The 17,545-nt window shown below is 47.0% G+C and carries 17 protein-coding genes; 3 read left to right on the top strand and 14 right to left on the bottom strand.

Annotated features, from left to right (window positions below; translation table 11 throughout):
* The first annotated feature begins 89 nt into the window (after positions 1-89).
* Entirely contained in the window at positions 90-410 is a 321-nt protein-coding gene (locus ACWHAR_RS12860) for a MazG nucleotide pyrophosphohydrolase domain-containing protein (RefSeq protein ID WP_003151506.1), read from the top strand.
* A gap of 44 nt (positions 411-454) precedes the next feature.
* Here the strand turns inward: ACWHAR_RS12860 and ACWHAR_RS12855 are convergent, their stop codons facing one another.
* Both ACWHAR_RS12855 and ACWHAR_RS12850 read right to left on the bottom strand, forming a co-directional pair.
* Positions 455-2,044: a SulP family inorganic anion transporter gene (locus tag ACWHAR_RS12855; RefSeq protein WP_029325817.1), complete on the bottom strand. Its 1,590-nt coding sequence runs from the start codon at positions 2,042-2,044 to the stop codon at positions 455-457.
* A 2-nt stretch (positions 2,045-2,046) separates the two neighbouring features.
* Positions 2,047-2,628: a beta-class carbonic anhydrase gene (locus ACWHAR_RS12850; RefSeq protein WP_003151503.1), complete on the bottom strand. Its 582-nt coding sequence runs from the start codon at positions 2,626-2,628 to the stop codon at positions 2,047-2,049.
* A 400-nt stretch (positions 2,629-3,028) separates the two neighbouring features.
* Here ACWHAR_RS12850 and ACWHAR_RS12845 point away from each other — a divergent pair, with 400 nt between their 5' ends.
* Entirely contained in the window at positions 3,029-3,994 is a 966-nt protein-coding gene (locus ACWHAR_RS12845) for a 2-hydroxyacid dehydrogenase (protein ID WP_032876252.1), read from the top strand.
* A gap of 203 nt (positions 3,995-4,197) precedes the next feature.
* Positions 4,198-4,587 (top strand): ribonuclease, encoded by a 390-nt coding sequence (locus ACWHAR_RS12840; protein WP_223204413.1) that lies wholly within the window; start codon positions 4,198-4,200, stop codon positions 4,585-4,587.
* 61 nt (positions 4,588-4,648) lie between these two features.
* On the opposite strand, the gene ACWHAR_RS12835 is transcribed toward ACWHAR_RS12840, so the two are convergent.
* The 12 genes from ACWHAR_RS12835 to ACWHAR_RS12780 form a co-directional block, all read right to left on the bottom strand.
* A complete protein-coding gene (locus ACWHAR_RS12835; protein ID WP_032876249.1) occupies positions 4,649-5,395 on the bottom strand; it encodes an arylamine N-acetyltransferase family protein in 747 nt (248 codons plus the stop codon).
* 24 nt (positions 5,396-5,419) lie between these two features.
* On the bottom strand, positions 5,420-5,677 hold the full coding sequence (locus ACWHAR_RS12830; RefSeq protein WP_003151495.1) for an HPr family phosphocarrier protein: 258 nt from the start codon (positions 5,675-5,677) through the stop codon (positions 5,420-5,422).
* Positions 5,678-5,700: 23 nt separating this feature from the next.
* Complete coding sequence (gene whiA / locus ACWHAR_RS12825) at positions 5,701-6,651, bottom strand: DNA-binding protein WhiA (RefSeq protein WP_017418846.1); 951 nt, start codon at positions 6,649-6,651, stop codon at positions 5,701-5,703.
* 26 nt (positions 6,652-6,677) lie between these two features.
* Entirely contained in the window at positions 6,678-7,631 is a 954-nt protein-coding gene (locus tag ACWHAR_RS12820; RefSeq protein ID WP_032876246.1) for a gluconeogenesis factor YvcK family protein, read from the bottom strand.
* Positions 7,628-8,515 (bottom strand): RNase adapter RapZ, encoded by an 888-nt coding sequence (rapZ, locus tag ACWHAR_RS12815; protein WP_012118535.1) that lies wholly within the window; start codon positions 8,513-8,515, stop codon positions 7,628-7,630. The genes ACWHAR_RS12820 and rapZ overlap by 4 nt, the downstream gene beginning before the upstream one ends.
* Positions 8,516-8,540: 25 nt before the next feature.
* A complete protein-coding gene (locus ACWHAR_RS12810) occupies positions 8,541-9,008 on the bottom strand; it encodes an 8-oxo-dGTP diphosphatase (RefSeq protein ID WP_029325815.1) in 468 nt (155 codons plus the stop codon).
* A 273-nt stretch (positions 9,009-9,281) separates the two neighbouring features.
* Positions 9,282-10,232 (bottom strand): thioredoxin-disulfide reductase, encoded by a 951-nt coding sequence (gene trxB / locus ACWHAR_RS12805; protein WP_007407423.1) that lies wholly within the window; start codon positions 10,230-10,232, stop codon positions 9,282-9,284.
* A 206-nt stretch (positions 10,233-10,438) separates the two neighbouring features.
* Positions 10,439-11,845, bottom strand: coding sequence for a C40 family peptidase (locus ACWHAR_RS12800; RefSeq protein ID WP_032876243.1), 1,407 nt, complete (start codon positions 11,843-11,845; stop codon positions 10,439-10,441).
* Between the two features lie 396 nt (positions 11,846-12,241).
* Complete coding sequence (locus ACWHAR_RS12795; protein WP_032876240.1) at positions 12,242-13,696, bottom strand: tetratricopeptide repeat protein; 1,455 nt, start codon at positions 13,694-13,696, stop codon at positions 12,242-12,244.
* A 115-nt stretch (positions 13,697-13,811) separates the two neighbouring features.
* Complete coding sequence (locus ACWHAR_RS12790) at positions 13,812-14,873, bottom strand: sensor histidine kinase (RefSeq protein ID WP_007407426.1); 1,062 nt, start codon at positions 14,871-14,873, stop codon at positions 13,812-13,814.
* The gene (locus ACWHAR_RS12785) at positions 14,870-15,547 is read right to left on the bottom strand and encodes a response regulator transcription factor (RefSeq protein ID WP_032876958.1); all 678 of its coding nucleotides are present in this window, start codon (positions 15,545-15,547) and stop codon (positions 14,870-14,872) included. The genes ACWHAR_RS12790 and ACWHAR_RS12785 overlap by 4 nt, the downstream gene beginning before the upstream one ends.
* A 201-nt stretch (positions 15,548-15,748) precedes the next feature.
* Positions 15,749-17,518, bottom strand: coding sequence for an ABC transporter ATP-binding protein (locus ACWHAR_RS12780; RefSeq protein WP_032876237.1), 1,770 nt, complete (start codon positions 17,516-17,518; stop codon positions 15,749-15,751).
* Positions 17,519-17,545: the final 27 nt, after the last annotated feature.

Genomic DNA, 17,545 nt, shown 5'->3' with positions numbered 1-17,545 from the left:
ACATCAATAAATCAAAATACACTATATATTGTCCCATCTCTATATGATAATATCAATAAGAATCATACAGGACATAAGGAGTGTTTCACATGCAGATGGCTGAAGCAGAACAATGGACGAAAGATTTTTATGAAAAACGAGGATGGACGGCGTACGGACCATTTATCAGAATCGGCTTTTTAATGGAAGAGGCGGGTGAGCTCGCCCGGGCGGTAAGAGCATATGAAATCGGCAGAGACCGGCCGGATGAAAAGGACGCAACCCAGGCTGAACGCAGGCAGGAGCTGATTGAAGAAATGGGTGACGTCCTCGGAAATCTGGCTATCCTTGCCGATAAGTACGGAATCACGTTAGAAGATGCGATGAAAGCCCATCAGGAAAAACTGATCAAGCGCTTTGAAACCGAATAAAAACACGGCCTGTCCGCATTTTCATGGACAGGCCGTATCTGAATTTATCCTGTTATCTCGTCCTGATGCTCAAAGAAATGCTGTTTCCCGATTTTATGAAACAGCCCCGTCTTTCGGATCAGCTCTCTCGGCTGTGATTGCAATCCGACGATCATCAATCTCCCGTTATGCCGTTTGATCCGGTTCATCACATTCCCCAGCACCGCTTCTGCGGAGGTATCCATGTAATGCACATTATTCATCAGCAGAATAAGCGTCTTCGGCTTTTCCTGAAGCCTCTCCAGCAGCGATGATTCCAGTGAATCAATTGAACCGAAAAACAGCGGCCCTTCAATGGAATATGTGCTGACGGATGAATCATTTTTAACCGATTTGACAGCGGCATGCGGTGTTTTGATGCTTGTTGATTCGCTCATTTTTCTGATAAAGAAAACAAAAGCGAGCACGAGACCGGCAGAAACGCCGATGATTAAATCAAACAGAACCGTCAGTAAAAAGGTTGCCGCCAGTACGAATGAATCAGTGTTTTTCAGCCGCATCATATTGGCGACTTCCCTCCGCTCACTCATGTTCCAAGCCACAACCATCAATACCGGCGCCATGCTTGCCAGCGGTACGTGAACGGCAAGCGGGGCGAAGACGAGCAGGACGAGGAGGACGGTGACTCCGTGGACAACACCGGAAATCGGAGAAACTGCGCCGTTTTTAATATTTGTTGCGGTCCGCGCAATCGCTCCCGTTGCCGGTATGCCGCCGAAAAGCGGCGCTGCCATATTGGCGATGCCCTGCCCGACAAGCTCCCTATTGCTGTCATGCCGTGATCCTTTCATATTGTCCGCGACCATCGCCGATAATATGGACTCAAGTCCGCCGAGAAGCGCAATGATCAGAGCCGACGGAAACATCATGATCATGTTATCGATTGAGAAATCCGGAAGCTGGAAAGCCGGAAGCTGCCGCGGGATTTCCCCGTAAGCAGAACCGATTGTCGCCATTTTGTCAGGGAAAAACACCACCGCCGCGGCTGTAGAGACAAGCAGCGCCACAAGCGCGCCCGGAATCTTCGGCATCAGCCTGGCTGATAACAGCAAAATGGCCAAAGCAATTCCCGCGATGAGGATGCTGTACAAATTAAAGGTTCCGAGCTTCTTGCCGATTTCTGCAATGTTGAGGATAAAGCTTTCATGCTTTTGAATATCGCGCAGACCGAGAAAATGGGCAATCTGCTCCGAGAAAATCAGCACCGCGATTCCGGCCGTAAATCCGACGATCACCGGCTTCGGCACGAATTTCATAATCTTTCCGAGCTTAAATACGCCAAACAGGACGAGCATGACGCCTGCCATAAAACCGGCTACAAGTAAATTCTCAAAACCATACTGCATCACAATGGCAAATAAAATGGGAACAAACGCCCCCGTAGGCCCGCCGATCTGATATTTAGAGCCGCCCAACAGCGAAATCAGAATTCCGGCCACAATAACGGTGTAAAGCCCGTATTCCGGACCGACCCCCGAAGCGATGGCAAAGGCCATTCCCAATGGAATCGCTACAATTCCGACCACAATTCCTGCGATTAGGTCTTTCTGAAATTTCTGCAAATTGTATCCCTGATATCTGCCGGTAAATTGCATCGTCAGCTGCATCCTCCTTTGACTGTTTCATAACCGTCAACGACAACATCCAGCGTCCCCGTCCCCGGATCGATCACCAGCCCGTGCACCGGCACCTCTTCAGGCAAGAGCGGATGATGCCTGACCATATTCACGCTGTGAGCCACGCTTTCTTCGACGCTGTGAAAACCGGTCAGCCATGTTTCCAAATCGACTCCCGCATGCTGCAGAAGGCTGAGACATTTGTCCTCAACGCCGCGCTCTTTTGCTTTATTTAATATGGAAGCCGCATTCAATCCCGACATTCCGCACTCGCGGTGACCTATGATGCAGACTTCCTCTGCCTGCAGTTCATAAACGGCAACCAAAATGCTCCTCATCACACTTCCAAATGGGTGAGAAACAATGGCTCCCGCGTTTTTTATGATTTTGGCATCGCCGTTTCTGAGTCCCATCGCCTGCGGCAGAAGCTCCGTCAGCCTTGTATCCATACAGGATACGATGACAAGCTTTTTTTTCGGGAATTTTGTCGTTTGGTAAGGTTCATATTTCCTTTCTTGGACAAACTGCTGGTTGTGCTCCAAAATGCTTGATAAAGAAACCATTTTTCTATTCATCTCCCATCCGATTGTATTGCAAGCCTTCTTACCCAGCTTACAGTAAGGAATTATAGCACAGAAAAAGGCCTCAAAAGCGCTTTCAACAAAAGACACGATAATTTGACTGTAAATTCAGATTATGTTCATTTATATCTTTCAAAAATAATAAAATTTATCTTTACACCAACCTATAAAGCTTTTGAAAACAGCGGTTCCGCTCATTTTGCCTTCAGAAATATAGGCGGATTCTGTTATTGTTTGGAGAAATCAAGCATGTACATTTCTTTTTCTTTCATTTTAAGTTCAAAAGAACCAGAAATTTATCGTAATGCGTTTGAATATTTCTCACGTTACCGCTTCTCTTATATAATAAAATAGAGAAGAAAGACAAAGGAGGAGAAGCCCGTTGAAACCCTATGTATTCATCGCGAAACCGATACCGCCGGAAGTCGAACAAATGATAGGCGAGCATTGCCGATATGACATCTGGAAAGAAGATACCATTCCAAAAGAGGAACTGTACGAAAAAATGAAAGATGCTGAAGGGCTGCTGACATCCGGAACGGCGATTGACAGTGATTTGCTGGATCACGCGCCGAAGCTGAAGGTCGTCAGCAATAATTCAGTCGGCTATGATAATTTTAATATTGAAGAAATGAAAAGACGCGGGGTTGTCGGCACGCATACGCCGTACACCTTAGATGACACTGTCGCTGATCTGGCTTTTTCATTAATCCTGTCTTCCGCCAGACGGGTTGCCGAATTGGATCGATTCGTCCGCGCCGGCAAATGGGGAACCGTTGAGGAAGAATCTCTTTTCGGTATGGATGTCCACCATCAGACATTAGGAATTATCGGCATGGGCAGAATCGGTGAACAAGCTGCCAAACGGGCAAAATTCGGCTTCGATATGGACGTGCTGTATTATAACCGCAGCAGAAAACCGGATGCTGAGAAGGAACTCGGGGTTACATATGGCGACTTAGATACACTGCTGAAAACATCAGACTTTGTGCTTTTAATTACGCCGCTTACTGACGAAACGTATCATATGATGGGAGAGCGGGAATTTAAATTGATGAAAGATACGGCATATTTCGTCAATATTTCCCGGGGAAAGACGGTTGATGAGAAAGCGCTCATCCGCGCATTGCAGGAGGGCTGGATAAAAGGCGCCGGTTTAGATGTGTTTGAAAAAGAGCCGATCGCCGAAGACAATCCGCTCCTGCAGCTGGAAAACGTCACATTGCTTCCGCATATTGGGTCAGCAACGGCAAAAATCCGCTTGAATATGTTCAAGCAAGCCGCACAAAACATGATTGACGCCGTATACGGAAAAACGCCGAAAAACCTCACGAAGGAATTTCAATGAGATGAAAAATCCCGGCCTTTCAGCCGGGGTTTATTTTTCGCTAGATCAAAAGTACTATTTTTAAATTCTTTCTATTCCTTTCTCTCGATGCTGATACAATGAAAAGGAATCAGCTTCACATGATAAAAATGGGAGGTATTGCTTTGAAAAAACGATTATCGTGGATTTCCGTTTGTTTGCTGGTGCTGTTCTCCGCGGCGGGGATGCTGTTTTCCACGGCTGCCAAGACGGATACATCTTCTCACAAGGCGCACACTGAAGCACAGGTTATCAACACGTTTGACGGGGTTGCGGATTATCTTCAGACCTATCATAAGCTTCCTGATAATTACATTACAAAGTCAGAAGCGCAGGCCCTCGGCTGGGTTGCATCAAAGGGGAATCTTGCAGACGTCGCTCCGGGGAAAAGCATCGGCGGAGACATCTTCTCAAACAGGGAAGGCAAACTCCCTGCCAAAAGCGGACGGACGTGGCGTGAAGCGGATATTAACTATACATCAGGCTTCAGAAATTCAGACCGGATTCTTTACTCAAGCGACTGGCTGATTTATAAGACGACAGATCATTATAAAACCTTTACAAAAATGAGATAAACATATACAAAAAACGGCTTCCCTGCGGAGGCCGTTTTTTTTTGCAGAGAACCTGCGAGCTTCATATAAAATGAGCAGTAAATTTTTCTTCAAACTCTGACCGGTCTATTCTGCTGTTTTCCGCCGTGCCATCGTGTTTTTTTATTGTTATATTGCGTTCAGACAGAACCATGTGGCCTTCCGGTGTCCGCTTAGAAGCAAGCAGGCGTTTGTTGAAAGGAGAGCGTTCATGTTCAAAGATTGTTTGTTTCATAGACTTGAGGTCCTTTTCATCGATTTCTTCAAGCGAAAATGCGTAACCTGTCTGCCAGCCGTCCCCTTTGTTCATTTCAAGCAGGTATGTTCCGAATTCCGTCTCTTCTATCCTCACGCGGAACGCTCCGGCCGCTGATACCGTCTCGTCTCCCGACATCGGCACAGGCTGCATGGCGAGATTGAGGCCGAAGCCTGCATCAGCGATGTACTCATTCTCCCCGGCGGAAAGAAGTACGGCCGCATGTGTGCCGGGCAGCGCCCAGCCGTTTTTCCAGACCGTTCCGCGGATCAATTTGACATCCAATCCGGCATCTTTCAGGATGAAATAAAGCAGTCCGTTCAAGTCATAGCAAAGGCCGCCATGAGGTTCCTTCACCATGTGCCGCCACAGTCCTTCTTTCGTGACGTCATATTCTTTTTTGGACAAAACCGCGCGATTTTCAAACGGAAACCGATACGCGAGCGCCTTTAAAAACTCCGGCAGGTTGCTGAAATCGAGGGAATCCTTTTCCCAGCCTATCGTTTGATAACAATCTTTCAGAAACTCATTCATCGTTCCGTCCCCCTTACAAAGTGTTTACACTTCTTCCTGCACATAAGCGGACAACTTTTCCAGCGCTTCCTTTTCATCATCGCCTTCAGCGATCAGAGTGACTTCCGTCCCCGTGCTGACAGCCAGACTCATTAATCCCATAATGCTTTTGGCATTCACTTTCTTGCCGTTTTTCTCAAGAAACACATCTGATGCAAAACGATTTGCCTCCTGTACAAACAATGCAGCGGGGCGCGCCTGCAATCCCGTCTTTAAACGCACTTCCACTTTCCCCTGAACCATAAGATCTCCCCTTTTCTGTACGGTTATTTCAAAGTGATGCTTTGTCCTGTACGCAGCTGTTCTGCGATTTCATCGAGCTTTCTCAGCCTGTGATTGATGCCGGATTTGCTGATTTTCCCGCTTGCAACCATTTCCCCCAGTTCTTTCAGCGTGACCTCCTGATAATCAATCCGCAGCTGCGCAATTTCGCGAAGCTTTTCCGGCAGCGCTTCAAGACCGATCCGTTCATCAATGTATTTAATATTTTCCACCTGTCTGAGCGAAGCCCCGATGGTTTTGTTTAAGTTTGCTGTTTCACAATTGACGAGGCGGTTCACTGAGTTTCTCATATCTCTGACAATCCGCACATCTTCAAAACGCAGCAGTGAATTGTGAGCGCCGATGACATTCAGAAATTCAGTGATTTTTTCCGCCTCTTTTAAATACGTAATATAGCCTTTTTTCCGTTCAAGCGTTTTGCTGTTCAGATGAAATTCATTCAGCAGCGCGCATAATGAATCGTTATGTTCCTTATAAAGCGAGAAGATTTCCAAGTGGTACGACGATGTTTCGGGATTATTCACAGACCCCCCCGCCAAAAACGCCCCTCTCATATAAGAACGTTTGCAGCACCGTTTCGCCACCAGTTCCTCAGAAATATTCCGTTCAAATATAAAGTTCTCCCCGAGGATTTTCAATTCCTCTAAAATCAGCTTTGCATTTTCAGAAAAGCGCACAATATAAACATTGTTTTTTTTCAGCCGCATTTTTTTTCTGACTAACAGTTCGACCGATACATCATATTGTTTCTTCAGCAATGTATAAATGCGGCGGGCAATCGCCGCATTTTCGGTTTGAACGTCAAGCACGAGATGGCGGTTTGAAAATGACAGGGAACCGTTCATCCGAATCAGCGCGGACAGCTCCGCCTTGGCGCAGCAGTCCTTCACTTCCAGATTCGTCAGTTCTTTTTTTGTTTCCGATGCAAATGACATATTAGCCACCTCATTTCAAAAGGCCTCTAGTCCCTTAATAAATCGACAAGAAGAGAAGCCACTTTATGTGTATCGTGACGGATTACGCCATTTTTATACGTGATAATCTGATCCCTGATGACCTCAAGCCCCATGGATTTCAGCTTTTCAACATTGAAGTCGACGGGCCGGGCCAGCTCTTTCGCATATTTGTTTTTGATTTCGTCAGGGATCTCCTCATTGTTGATTAAGATCGTGTCGATAAACGGCTGCTCCATATGATCGTTCAGCGCCTTGACATGGTCGGCCGCACTGTATTGCAGCGTCTCTCCGGGCTGTGTCATGACGTTGCATATATATACTTTTTTGGCCGCAGCCTTGACGACTTCCTCTCCGATTTTCGGTACGAGCAGATTCGGAAGAATGCTTGTGTACAGGCTTCCCGGACCGATAATGATTAAATCGGCCTGACGGATGACGTCAATCGTTTCCGGGAGCGGATCAATTTTTTCAGGCGTAAGAAACACCCGTTTAATCCGCTGGCCGTAAGAAGGGATTGTCGATTCTCCGGAGACGACCTGCCCGTCCTCCATTTCAGCGTGAAGAACGACACTGGTGTTGGCAGCCGGCAGCACTCTGCCGCGGACATTCAGCACCTTGCTCATTTCGGTGACAGCGTGAAAGAAATCACCGGTTATATTTGTCATCGCTGCCAAAATCAAATTGCCGAGCGAATGTCCGGTTAAGTCGCTTCCTTTGTTGAAACGGTGCTGAAACAGATTTTCAACGAGCGGCTCAACATCTGACAAAGCGGCCAGTACGTTACGAATGTCACCCGGCGGCGGAATTTGAAGTTCATCCCGCAGACGGCCTGAACTTCCGCCGTCATCAGCAACTGTCACAATCGCCGTAATATCAACGGGCTTATGCTTTAACCCCCGAAGCAGCACGGACAGACCCGTTCCGCCGCCGAAGATTGCGATTTTCGGCTTCTTATTCATTTCCGGCTTCTCTTTTCAATGTCCCGGTGAGTGACATGAGTATAGAAATCTTTTTTAAAATAGTCAGCCAAATACTCAGCGAGCGTGACGGAGCGGTGCTGGCCGCCCGTACAGCCGATCGCGATGACAAGCTGGCTTTTACCTTCCCGCTTATAAGACGGAAGCATAAAGCCGAGCAGATCAACAAGCTTTTCAATAAACTTTTGTGTTTCGTTCCACTTCATCACATAGGATGACACTTCCTCATCTTTCCCCGTAAGCGGCCTCATGCTTTCAATGTAGAACGGATTCGGCAGAAACCTTACATCAAACACGAGGTCGGCATCTATCGGAAGCCCGTATTTGAACCCGAATGACATTACGTTCACTGTAAATGTTTCACCTTGGTTCGTGGCGAAATGCGCCACGATTTTTTCACGCAGATCACGCGGTTTCATATCCGATGTGTCATAGATCAGCTGAGAGCGCCCTTTCAATTCTTCAAGCAGCTGGCGTTCCAGCGCGATTCCTTCGAGAGGAAGCCCGGTAGCGGCCAGCGGGTGAGAACGCCTCGTTTCTTTGTATCTCGTCACAAGGATGGAATCCTTAGCGTCTAAAAAGAGAATGCGCGGTGTAATCCACGGATTTTCCGCCATTTCATCCAGCGCCTCAATCAGCCTGTCAAAAAATTCACGTCCCCGCAGATCCATGACAAGCGCGACCTTGCTCATTTTTGAACTTGATTCTTTCATCAGCTCCAAAAATTTCGGCAGCAAGGAAGGCGGCAGATTGTCGACGCAAAAATAGCCGAGATCCTCAAAGCTTTGAATGGCGACGGTTTTCCCCGCTCCAGACATTCCCGTAATGATGACGAGCTGAATATCATGGTTTTCATTCATACTCATCTTTCTCCCCCCTGCGGTCTTTCTTTTATTTAATAAACTGCGGATCTAAACGATAGCTGAGCAGCTCGAAGTCCGGCGTATACGTAAAGGTGCCGTGCAAAAGCCCTTGGCCCTTGATCATAAAATCAAGGATATGCCCGTCTCCGGGGGCCATCGGAAGGCTGTGGATATCTTTTACGTCATGCCACTTCAGAACGCCTTCCTCTGATTCAGCGACATTCCGCCCCGTGTAGGAGTCGGCGACGAAAGTAAACATCATCCACTCTGACACGATTTGTTCCTGTTCCTTAATAATAAAGGTAAATACGCCTTTTAACTGCGGATTTAGTATATAAATGCCCGTCTCTTCTCTGTACTCTCTGATGACGGAATCTCTGACGGACTCGCCGCTTTCCATCTTCCCGCCAGGCGCGACCCACCAGCCCCGTCTCGGCTTTTGGAGAAGGAGAACCTGATCATCTGTCTGCAGCACACAATTTGTCACTCTTTGCACAAGTACGTCACCTAACCTTCTCAACAAATCATCGTCTCTTCATTATACCGTTTCGGCATGTCTCTCACAATGCAGAGACACCGACATCCTTTTCTTTTATTTGACAGAAAACAGAAAATCGCAAAAAAAGGGCACGGATACTGGAATCCGTGCCAAAGTGTATTCATTAAAAAGGGGGTCAATTACTACATTCATCTTAAAACATCAGTATTTCACCCGTGTTACAGCGTAATTAAAACACAGTAACGATTCAAAAACTGAACATTACAGTGATTATTTAACGGTTTTGAGCGTTTCCTCAAGCTCTTCCACATAATGCTGAACGCTTTGAGCCGCAATACTTCCGTCGCCTGTCGCCGTTACGATCTGGCGGAGCGTTTTTTCACGGATGTCTCCCGCGGCGAAAATGCCTGGAACTTTTGTCTCCATTTGAGCGTTTGTTTCAATGTAGCCTTCTTCATTTGTGATGCCCAAGTTTTCGAACGGTTTAGAAAGCGGAAGCATACCGATATAAATAAAGACGCCGTCAGCTTTGAATTCTTCCTCTTCTCCCGTCACGGTATCCACAAGAGTAAGTCTGCCGACTTTTCCGTTTTCCTCATGGATTTCTTTTACGGTTTTGTTCCATTTGAAGTCAATTTTCTCATTGTCAAAGGCACGCGCCTGAAGAATGCTTTGCGCCCGCAATTTGTCACGTCTGTGAACGATGGTGACTTTTGAAGCGAAGCGTGTCAGATAGACGCCTTCTTCAACGGCGGAGTCTCCGCCGCCGACAACGACAAGCTCTTTATTTTTAAAGAACGCGCCGTCACAAACCGCGCAGTACGATACGCCGCGGCCGCCCAGTTCTTTTTCGCCGGGAACGCCGATCTTTTTGTATTCCGCTCCGGCAGAAATGACGATGGCGCGCGCTTTATATTCTTTTGAACCGGCTTTGACCGTTTTATATTCTTTGCCGTCAACGATTTCTTTGATATCGCCGTACGCATATTCCGCACCGAATTTTTTCGCATGTTCAAACATTTTATTAGAAAGTTCAGGGCCGAGAATGCTTTCAAAACCCGGATAGTTTTCAACATCCTCCGTGTTGGCCATCTGGCCGCCCGGAATTCCTCTTTCGATCATTAATGTGGATAAGTTCGCTCGTGATGTGTAAACAGCAGCGGTCATCCCCGCCGGACCCGCGCCGATAATGATCACATCATAAATTTTTTCTTCTGACACCATGATTCACTCCTTTTCGAAATGGGGCGCACCCTATATGACTAAGAATCCCCATCAATCGTATTCCTTACCCATATCCTATTAAATCTGAGAGCAATTCGCTATTTTTTTGCTCATTTTTCTGAAAAACCGTGATTAGGCAGCTCCTGAGCGGGTATACAAATAAAGAAAGAGCCTTCCGGGATAGAAGGCCCTTGTCTTATTCATTATTGCACGACACGTCTTACATTGCCGTTGAATGCTTTCTTCCAGTAAGGGTTGCTCATAGAATCAATGGATACACCGTGTGATGTATTATCGTTCAGGAACGTTCCGTTACCTAAGTAGATGCCGACGTGGCCGTTTGTTTTATACGTATTGAAGAATACTAAGTCTCCGCGTTTCATGTCAGACGCGCTTACTGCTTTACCTCTTCCGATTAATGTATCTGTGTTTGTGCCGCTTGCAGGTCCGAGGTTAACGCCTGCGTTAGCATAAGCCCAGCGTACGAATGAAGAGCAGTCAAAAATACGGTTGTTAATATCAGATTGAGTGCGTCCGCCGCCGAACTTGTACGGGGATTGACCCACAAGGCTTGATCCTACGCTGATCGCGCCTTCAATACCGCCTGAATTTGAAATAACAGATCCGCCGTCAGAATCATCTGAACCGCCGCTGTTATGAGATGATCCGCCTGAAGTGCTCTTCGGTTTGCTTGAGCTGTCATCAGATGATGTTGAAACAGCCGCTTTTTTCACAGTTTTAACCGCCGGTGCCGGCTGGCTGTCATCTTTTTGGTTTTGGTCTTCAGAAGCTTTTTGCGCTTCTTCCTGTTTTTTGATCAGGGCAGCTGCTGCAGCCTGCTCAGCTTTAATACGCTTCTGTTCTTTTTCAGTGTCAGCTTTTTCGTTTGCAAGCTTTGATGCTTCTTTTTTCAGATCAGAGATAGCGGAAGCCGCTTTTTTCTGGCCGTTTTTCGCTTCGTCGAAAAGCTTGTCTTTCTGATCAAGCTGTTTGTTCAGGTCTTTTTGCATAGACTCGAGTTTCGCAAGATCATCTTGAACTTTTTTCAGCTTCACGTTAAGTTCAGCTTCTGCATCTTCGAGTTTCGCTTTATCCTGCTCCTGCTGTTTGATCAGGTCTTTATCCGCATCAACGATAGAAGATACCGCAGTCGCACGGGAAATGAAGTCTCCGAAGCTTGTCGCCCCTAAAAGAACATCTATGTATCCTTGAGAACCGCCGTTTTCCTGTAAAGAACGAACGCGTTTTTTCAGGATTTCATTGCGTTTTTCAATACGCGCTTCTGTTTCTTTGATTTCTTTTTTCAAATCAGCGATCTGCTTTTTCGTTTTTTCGTTTTCAGCTTTTTTATCTTCGATTTTATTGCTTGTATCCAACGCTTTAGCGTTAATGTCTTTCAGTTCTTTTTCAATCTTAGCCTGCTTGTCCTGAAGCTTAGACAATTCTCTTTCTTTTGCTTCAAGGCTTGAAGCCACCTCAGATTGCTTGCTTTCGATTTTTGCTTTTTTGCTGTCTAATGTTTCCGCCGATGCAGTTTTTGTAAACGGGATCAAAAAACTGCTTGTCCCGATGACGGAAGCCAAACCAAGTGTTAATAAACTCTTTTTCACTTTTTCTTTCCTCCCTTTTACTTTAAACCTGTTCTCATTTGGAATTCTATTATGAACATCAAAGTTACGCTCCCTCACATACCCGTGAGGCTGATGATTTTTATGTATGAATCTTTAAATCTTTTAAATTGGTATAGATTATACAGCACATGTAAAATAAACTAATCTCTTATGTACGAGACTCATTATACCATCATGTTTCGACAATTTTTATTACAGTTATATTTCAATGTGATTGCAAATCTCATATTTTGCAAAATAAACGGTGATTACGGCCTGATTTCGATTCGAAAAGCAAAAAAATACGTATGAATACCTCTTTTTTCGGCGGTAAAGTTCTGTTTTGCCCTTTTCTGATAAAAAAAGAACCGACTCTTTATATAGAAAGAATCGGTTTTATTCTAAAATATCGTCTATTTGTCTGATGTATTTCGAAAGGGTTGCCGGCGTTATACCGTAAACGGCTGCTGTTTCTTTTTTCGTCGTTTTTTCGCCGTTTGCTTCTTTCCATACATATGCGATGGCTGCTGCCCATGCCCGCTCATTCTGTACGGCAGCGGCGGCGCGGATGTGCTGAATGACGTGAAAAACCCAGCAGCTCATGACGTCAGTTTTTAAACTGTCGGCTTCCGCTTTCTCCAGAAGCTTGACCGTCCGATACGTGAACACCGCATCACCGGAGACGCCAGAAGCGCCTTTTTCACCGGAAAGCAGCAGTCTGACGAAATCTTGTTCAAACGGTGAAACGGCGCGTTTTGCCGTCAGAACTTTTTCAAGCTGGTCCCGCTCTCCTTCAGCGCTGCTGATATAATAGGCGGCAAGCCGCTGTTCAAGTGAAGCAGGCAGCGGTTCCTGCCGCTCCGCCCAAGGCGCGGGCCGGTCTGATTCGGGAAATTCGGCTTCGGCCTTTTTCCAAATGGTTTCCGCAAATTCTGTGCGGCCTGTCCCGTAGGCTGAGGCGGCCAGCCAATAATAAAACGTGTCGTCGCCTTCGAACCCGCTTTTGTAAAGAGAACGGAGCCATTTATAACCGAGATCATGTCTGCCGACAAGCGCAAGCGTCGCTCCCAGCTTATAGCGCTGTTCGAATAAAATCGGATACACGTTGGCGAGTTTTCCGCTCAATTCTCCGACTTTTTCATCTTCTCTCTCGTAATAGCAGAATACAAGGAGGTTGCACAGGGCATGGAGATTGCCTTCATTTTTCTCAAGCACTTCGAATACCGTTTGTTTCGCTTTTGTGACATTGCCTGAGTAAAAGTAAGCGAGCGCCAGATTGTTGTATGCAGACCAAAGCTCGGGGTAATCGGCCGTAATCTCTTCAAGCATGACAACCGCTTCATGAAGCTGGCCGCTCTCAAGAAGCGTTTTTGCCCGGTCCTGCCTGATCAGCAGCTCATCCTGGTCGTAGAGCGATTCGTCTTCACCCGCTTCACCGAAATCCAAAAGCTCCATCAGATTTTCAATCTCTTCGCTGAATTCCCCGTCCGGATCGGCATCTGAATAAGCCGCCGCTTCTTTGTATGCTTCCTGAAAGAGTCCCAAATGCGCGAAATTATTCGCTTTAAAGTAATGACACTCGGGCATTTCTTCTTTCAGGTTCACCAAAATAAAGTCGAACAGCTCATTTGACTGCTGGTAGTGGCCCATTTCAGAATAAATGACGGCCAGCCGGGACAGCATTTCGGAATCATTCGGCTCGAGGTGGACGGCCCGCTGAATCAGTTTGCTGGCCCGCTTTAAATTCCGCTCTTTATATGCTTTTAAGCCTTTATGAAAAAAATATTGTCCATCCTGAAGCAGCTGGACAATTTGCGCGTGCTTTTTCTGTTCAGAAGTGTGTTTTCCCACAAATATCCTCCGTTTTATACGTATTACCGTCAGTAGTATACCATAAAACGGTTTCACCTCAATAGTTCAAAAGACAGGATCGGCTTCGTTTTTTACTGGCTGGTTCGACCAGATTTTAGCTGTTTTTTTCACGAGGCTCGGCTGGAAGAATGACACGGAAAAGGGTTCCTTCGCCGCGTTTGCTCTCAACCTCTATCGAACCGCCGTGCAGCTCTGCGATTTTTTGGGCGATGGACAGGCCGAGCCCGCTTCCCCCTGCGTTTCTCGCCTTGTCCGCTTTATAAAACCGTTCAAATACACGCTCCGCCTGTTCAGGCTCCATTCCGATTCCGTCGTCGGCGATTTCGACAGCCGCCGCTCCCGGCAGATCTGCAATTTTAACGGAAATGCGGCCGCCTTCACCGGTAAATTTCACGGCATTGTGAATCAGATTCATCCATACTTGGCTGAGCAGTGCTTCATCTCCGTACACATACGACTCCTGTAAATCAATGAGAAACTCAATCTGTTTGGCGGACCATTCAGGCTCACAGGTCAATATGGTGCGCCGCAGCTGTTTGTCAATGCGGAACGGTTTTTTTTGTATCGGTTCGGTTTGGCGTTCGAGCGCAGTGAGCTTCAGCAGATTTTCACTGATTTTTGATAATCGTTCTGTTTCTGTCTCGATGATGTGTAAGTAGCGCCCCCGCTCCTCATATGATAAATCCGGTTTTTTCAGAAGATGTGCGTAGCCCTTTAATGAAGTGAGCGGGGTTTGGATTTCATGGGAAACGTTCGAAATAAATTCTTGTTTCAGTTTTTCCATTTCACTCAGTTCCGCGGCGAGTGTCGACAGTTCATCAGCTAATTTCGTCACGGGGTGGTTCCGCTCAATCTTCTCCATTTTCCGGGAAGCGGCCGCTGTGAAGTTGCCGCTCGACATTTGCTTAATCGTGGCGGTCAGCGAATCCCAGATCGCATGATGCCTTTCACGTGCTGACTTTGAAAAAATAAACATCGTTACAAACAGCAGGCCGAAAACAAGCCAAAGCGTCAGAATCTGCTCGGCGTACGGAACAAGCAAAATCGGCCATATGAGACCGAAACCCTGAACGATCAGGTGAGCCGCCAGCCATAAGAATGCGGTGACGGTGAGAAGGATGATGATTTTTCCAGCCGTTCTGAAGATCCGTTTCATTCTGTCACCACAAACCGATACCCGAGCCCCCGCACCGTATGGATGGCAAACGGATAGTCCTTTTCCGGAAATCGTTCCCTCAGCCTTTTAACATGCACATCAACCGTCCGCTCGTCACCTTCATAATCAAAGCCCCAAATATCTTCTATTAATTGTTCTCTTGAAAACGTCTTATTCGGATAACCGGCGAGCTTAAATAAAAGCTCAAATTCACGCCGGGGCAATGTTAATCCCGCTCCGCCGCCGCGCGTTACGGTGCGGGATTGCTTATCTAATGTGACCGTTCCGATGGTCAGCAGTTTTTCAGCGGTGATCCGGTACCGTTTCAGCAATGCTTTGACCCTTGCTTCCAGCTCGAGCGGCTCAAATGGTTTGACGAGATAATCATCCGCTCCGGAAGTAAAACCTTGCACTTTGTCCAGCGTTTCGCCTTTTGCCGTCAGCATCAAAATCGGAATGTCCGTAAAGCTGCGGACGGCTTCGCTGACTTCAAACCCGTCCATTTTCGGCATCATCACATCCAGTATGATGAGGTCTATAGGTACTGATTCGATCAGCCGCACCGCCGCTTCCCCGTCTTCCGCTTCTGCGACGTCAAAACCGCTCTGCTCCATCATAAGGCGGACAAGCTCACGGATATGGCGGTCGTCATCCGCAACCAATATGACAGCCATGAAAATCCCTCCTTCTGCTTTTTTCTTTTCATGAATCGACATGATGTCTATAAACCGAATTTTTTCATTGTCTCCTGTACCGGCATACACGCTTATGGCTTGGCTCTTCATCGTTACCGACCGTACACCCGTATGAACAGGACTCCGGCTGCAAAATAAAAAGCAGCTTTTTCAGCTGCTTTTTATTCATAAAGTCTTGCTTTACACAGCTTTGTTTTCTAAGTCGGCATTCAGCTTCAGCTGCTGCTCTGCAAAATCGCGGTACAGCGAATGGGATGCCATTAATTCATGGTGTGTGCCCCGTCCGGTGATTTCACCCTGTTCGACAAAGAGAAGCTGATCTGCATCCACAACCGTGGATAAACGGTGGGCAATCACAATCGTGGTGCGCCCTTTCATTAAGACTTCGAGCGCCTGCTGCACCCATTTTTCAGATTGGCTGTCCAGACTTGATGTCGCTTCATCAAGCATCAGAATGCTCGGGTTGCGAAGGAGCGCTCTGGCAATGGCGATGCGCTGGCGCTGTCCGCCTGACAGCATAATTCCCCGCTCACCGACCTCGGTTTCAAATTTCTTCGGTAAGTCTTCAATAAATTGCAGGGCGTAGGCCATGTCGGCCGCTTGCCTCAGTTCCTCATCTGTCACTTCGCGTTTTAATCCGTAGCAGATATTGTCGCGGATGGTGCCTGACATTAACGGGCTTTCTTGCGACACGTAGCCGATATGCTCCCGCCATGACTCAAGGGAATACGCATCAATCGGTTCATTTCCGAGCAGGATGCTGCCCGCAGTCGGATTGTAGAATCGTTCAAGCAGCTTAAATAACGTTGTTTTTCCGCCGCCGCTCGGTCCGACGATCGCGGTGACTTTGCCGGCCTCAATCGTAGCCGTAATGTCTTTTAAGATGGTTTGATCTGTTTTGTAGCCGAATGAGACTTGTTCAAGCTTAATCGGCTGATCCGCGTTTTCAATGGCTTTTCCGGTTTGGATATCTTCTTCTTTTTCTGCAAGAATATGAATCATCCGTTCCGTTGCGCCGATGGATTTTTGAAGCTGTGTGAAAAATGAAGTGATCTGGCCCATCGGCATAATGATCTGAAACAAATACAGGATAAAGGCAACGAGTGCGCCGGCTGTCAATTCACCGGATGACACCTGCATCCCGCCGTACCCGATGACAGCGACCAGCGCCGCCATTAATACAAGTGTAATAAGCGGGCCTACGAGCGACTGCACCTTCGCTTCACGCAGCCCGAGTTTAAAGAGCGCCATGATGCCTGCTTTTCCGCGTCCGTATTCCGCTTCTTCAGCGTTTGACGCTTTTACAAGCCTGATTTCCGGGAGGATGTGGTTTAATAATCCGGTGAATTTCGCCGTTTCATCCTGTGTTTCCCGAGAAATTTTAAACATTTTCCGGCCGATCGGCACTAAAATCACCGCAGCCAGCGGCACGACGATCAGCACGAGCAATGTGAGCTTCCAGTTCATGAAAAATAAGATCGTCAGTGACCCGATAACGGAAATGATTCCGGTAATAAATCCGCTGATATTGTTTGTGATCAGCTCTTTTACCACCATTGTGTCATTGGTGACACGGCTGATCGTTTCTCCTGTGGCGTTTTTGTCAAAATAAGAGACGGGCAGTTTAATTAATTTCTGCCACAATAAATCACGCAGTCCCGAGATGATTTTCTGGCCGCTGTAGTTCAGGGCATAGGTGGCGTAGGCGCTTAATGCGGCCTGTACGATAAACACGGCTGCGATGATTCCGATTTGCACGCCTGACAGCGACGACATGGAAAAGCCGTCAACGAGCTGTTTTGTCAACAGCGGAATCAGCAGGCTGACGAGCGTTGTCACAATACTGAGAGACAGCGCGAAGGCCAGCATACCGTATGATGGTTTTGTTTTTTTGACTAATGAAAAGAATGAACTGAATTTCCCTTTAGGTTTTGGTTGTTTATTCGGCATATGTTTTCCTCCTATATCACTGTTTAT

Source organism: Bacillus sp. LR--39, from assembly GCF_053613335.1.
The sequence above is the reverse complement of the archived record's forward strand: the minus strand, read 5'-3'. Positions and strand labels throughout refer to the sequence as shown.

Bases quoted from the DNA above. Each gene is read 5' to 3' on its own strand.
- whiA (WP_017418846.1), bottom strand. From the start codon at position 6,651: ATGTCATTTGCATCGGAAACAAAAAAAGAACTGACGAATCTGGAAGTG.
- ACWHAR_RS12840 (WP_223204413.1), top strand. From the start codon at position 4,198: ATGCTGTTTTCCACGGCTGCCAAGACGGATACATCTTCTCACAAGGCG.
- rapZ (WP_012118535.1), bottom strand. From the start codon at position 8,515: ATGAGTATGAATGAAAACCATGATATTCAGCTCGTCATCATTACGGGA.
- ACWHAR_RS12850 (WP_003151503.1), bottom strand. From the start codon at position 2,628: ATGGTTTCTTTATCAAGCATTTTGGAGCACAACCAGCAGTTTGTCCAA.
- ACWHAR_RS12855 (WP_029325817.1), bottom strand. From the start codon at position 2,044: ATGCAATTTACCGGCAGATATCAGGGATACAATTTGCAGAAATTTCAG.
- ACWHAR_RS12860 (WP_003151506.1), top strand. From the start codon at position 90: ATGCAGATGGCTGAAGCAGAACAATGGACGAAAGATTTTTATGAAAAA.
- ACWHAR_RS12820 (WP_032876246.1), bottom strand. From the start codon at position 7,631: ATGAATAAGAAGCCGAAAATCGCAATCTTCGGCGGCGGAACGGGTCTG.
- ACWHAR_RS12785 (WP_032876958.1), bottom strand. From the start codon at position 15,547: ATGGCTGTCATATTGGTTGCGGATGACGACCGCCATATCCGTGAGCTT.
- ACWHAR_RS12830 (WP_003151495.1), bottom strand. From the start codon at position 5,677: ATGGTTCAGGGGAAAGTGGAAGTGCGTTTAAAGACGGGATTGCAGGCG.
- ACWHAR_RS12780 (WP_032876237.1), bottom strand. From the start codon at position 17,518: ATGCCGAATAAACAACCAAAACCTAAAGGGAAATTCAGTTCATTCTTT.
- ACWHAR_RS12835 (WP_032876249.1), bottom strand. From the start codon at position 5,395: ATGAATGAGTTTCTGAAAGATTGTTATCAAACGATAGGCTGGGAAAAG.
- ACWHAR_RS12790 (WP_007407426.1), bottom strand. From the start codon at position 14,873: ATGAAACGGATCTTCAGAACGGCTGGAAAAATCATCATCCTTCTCACC.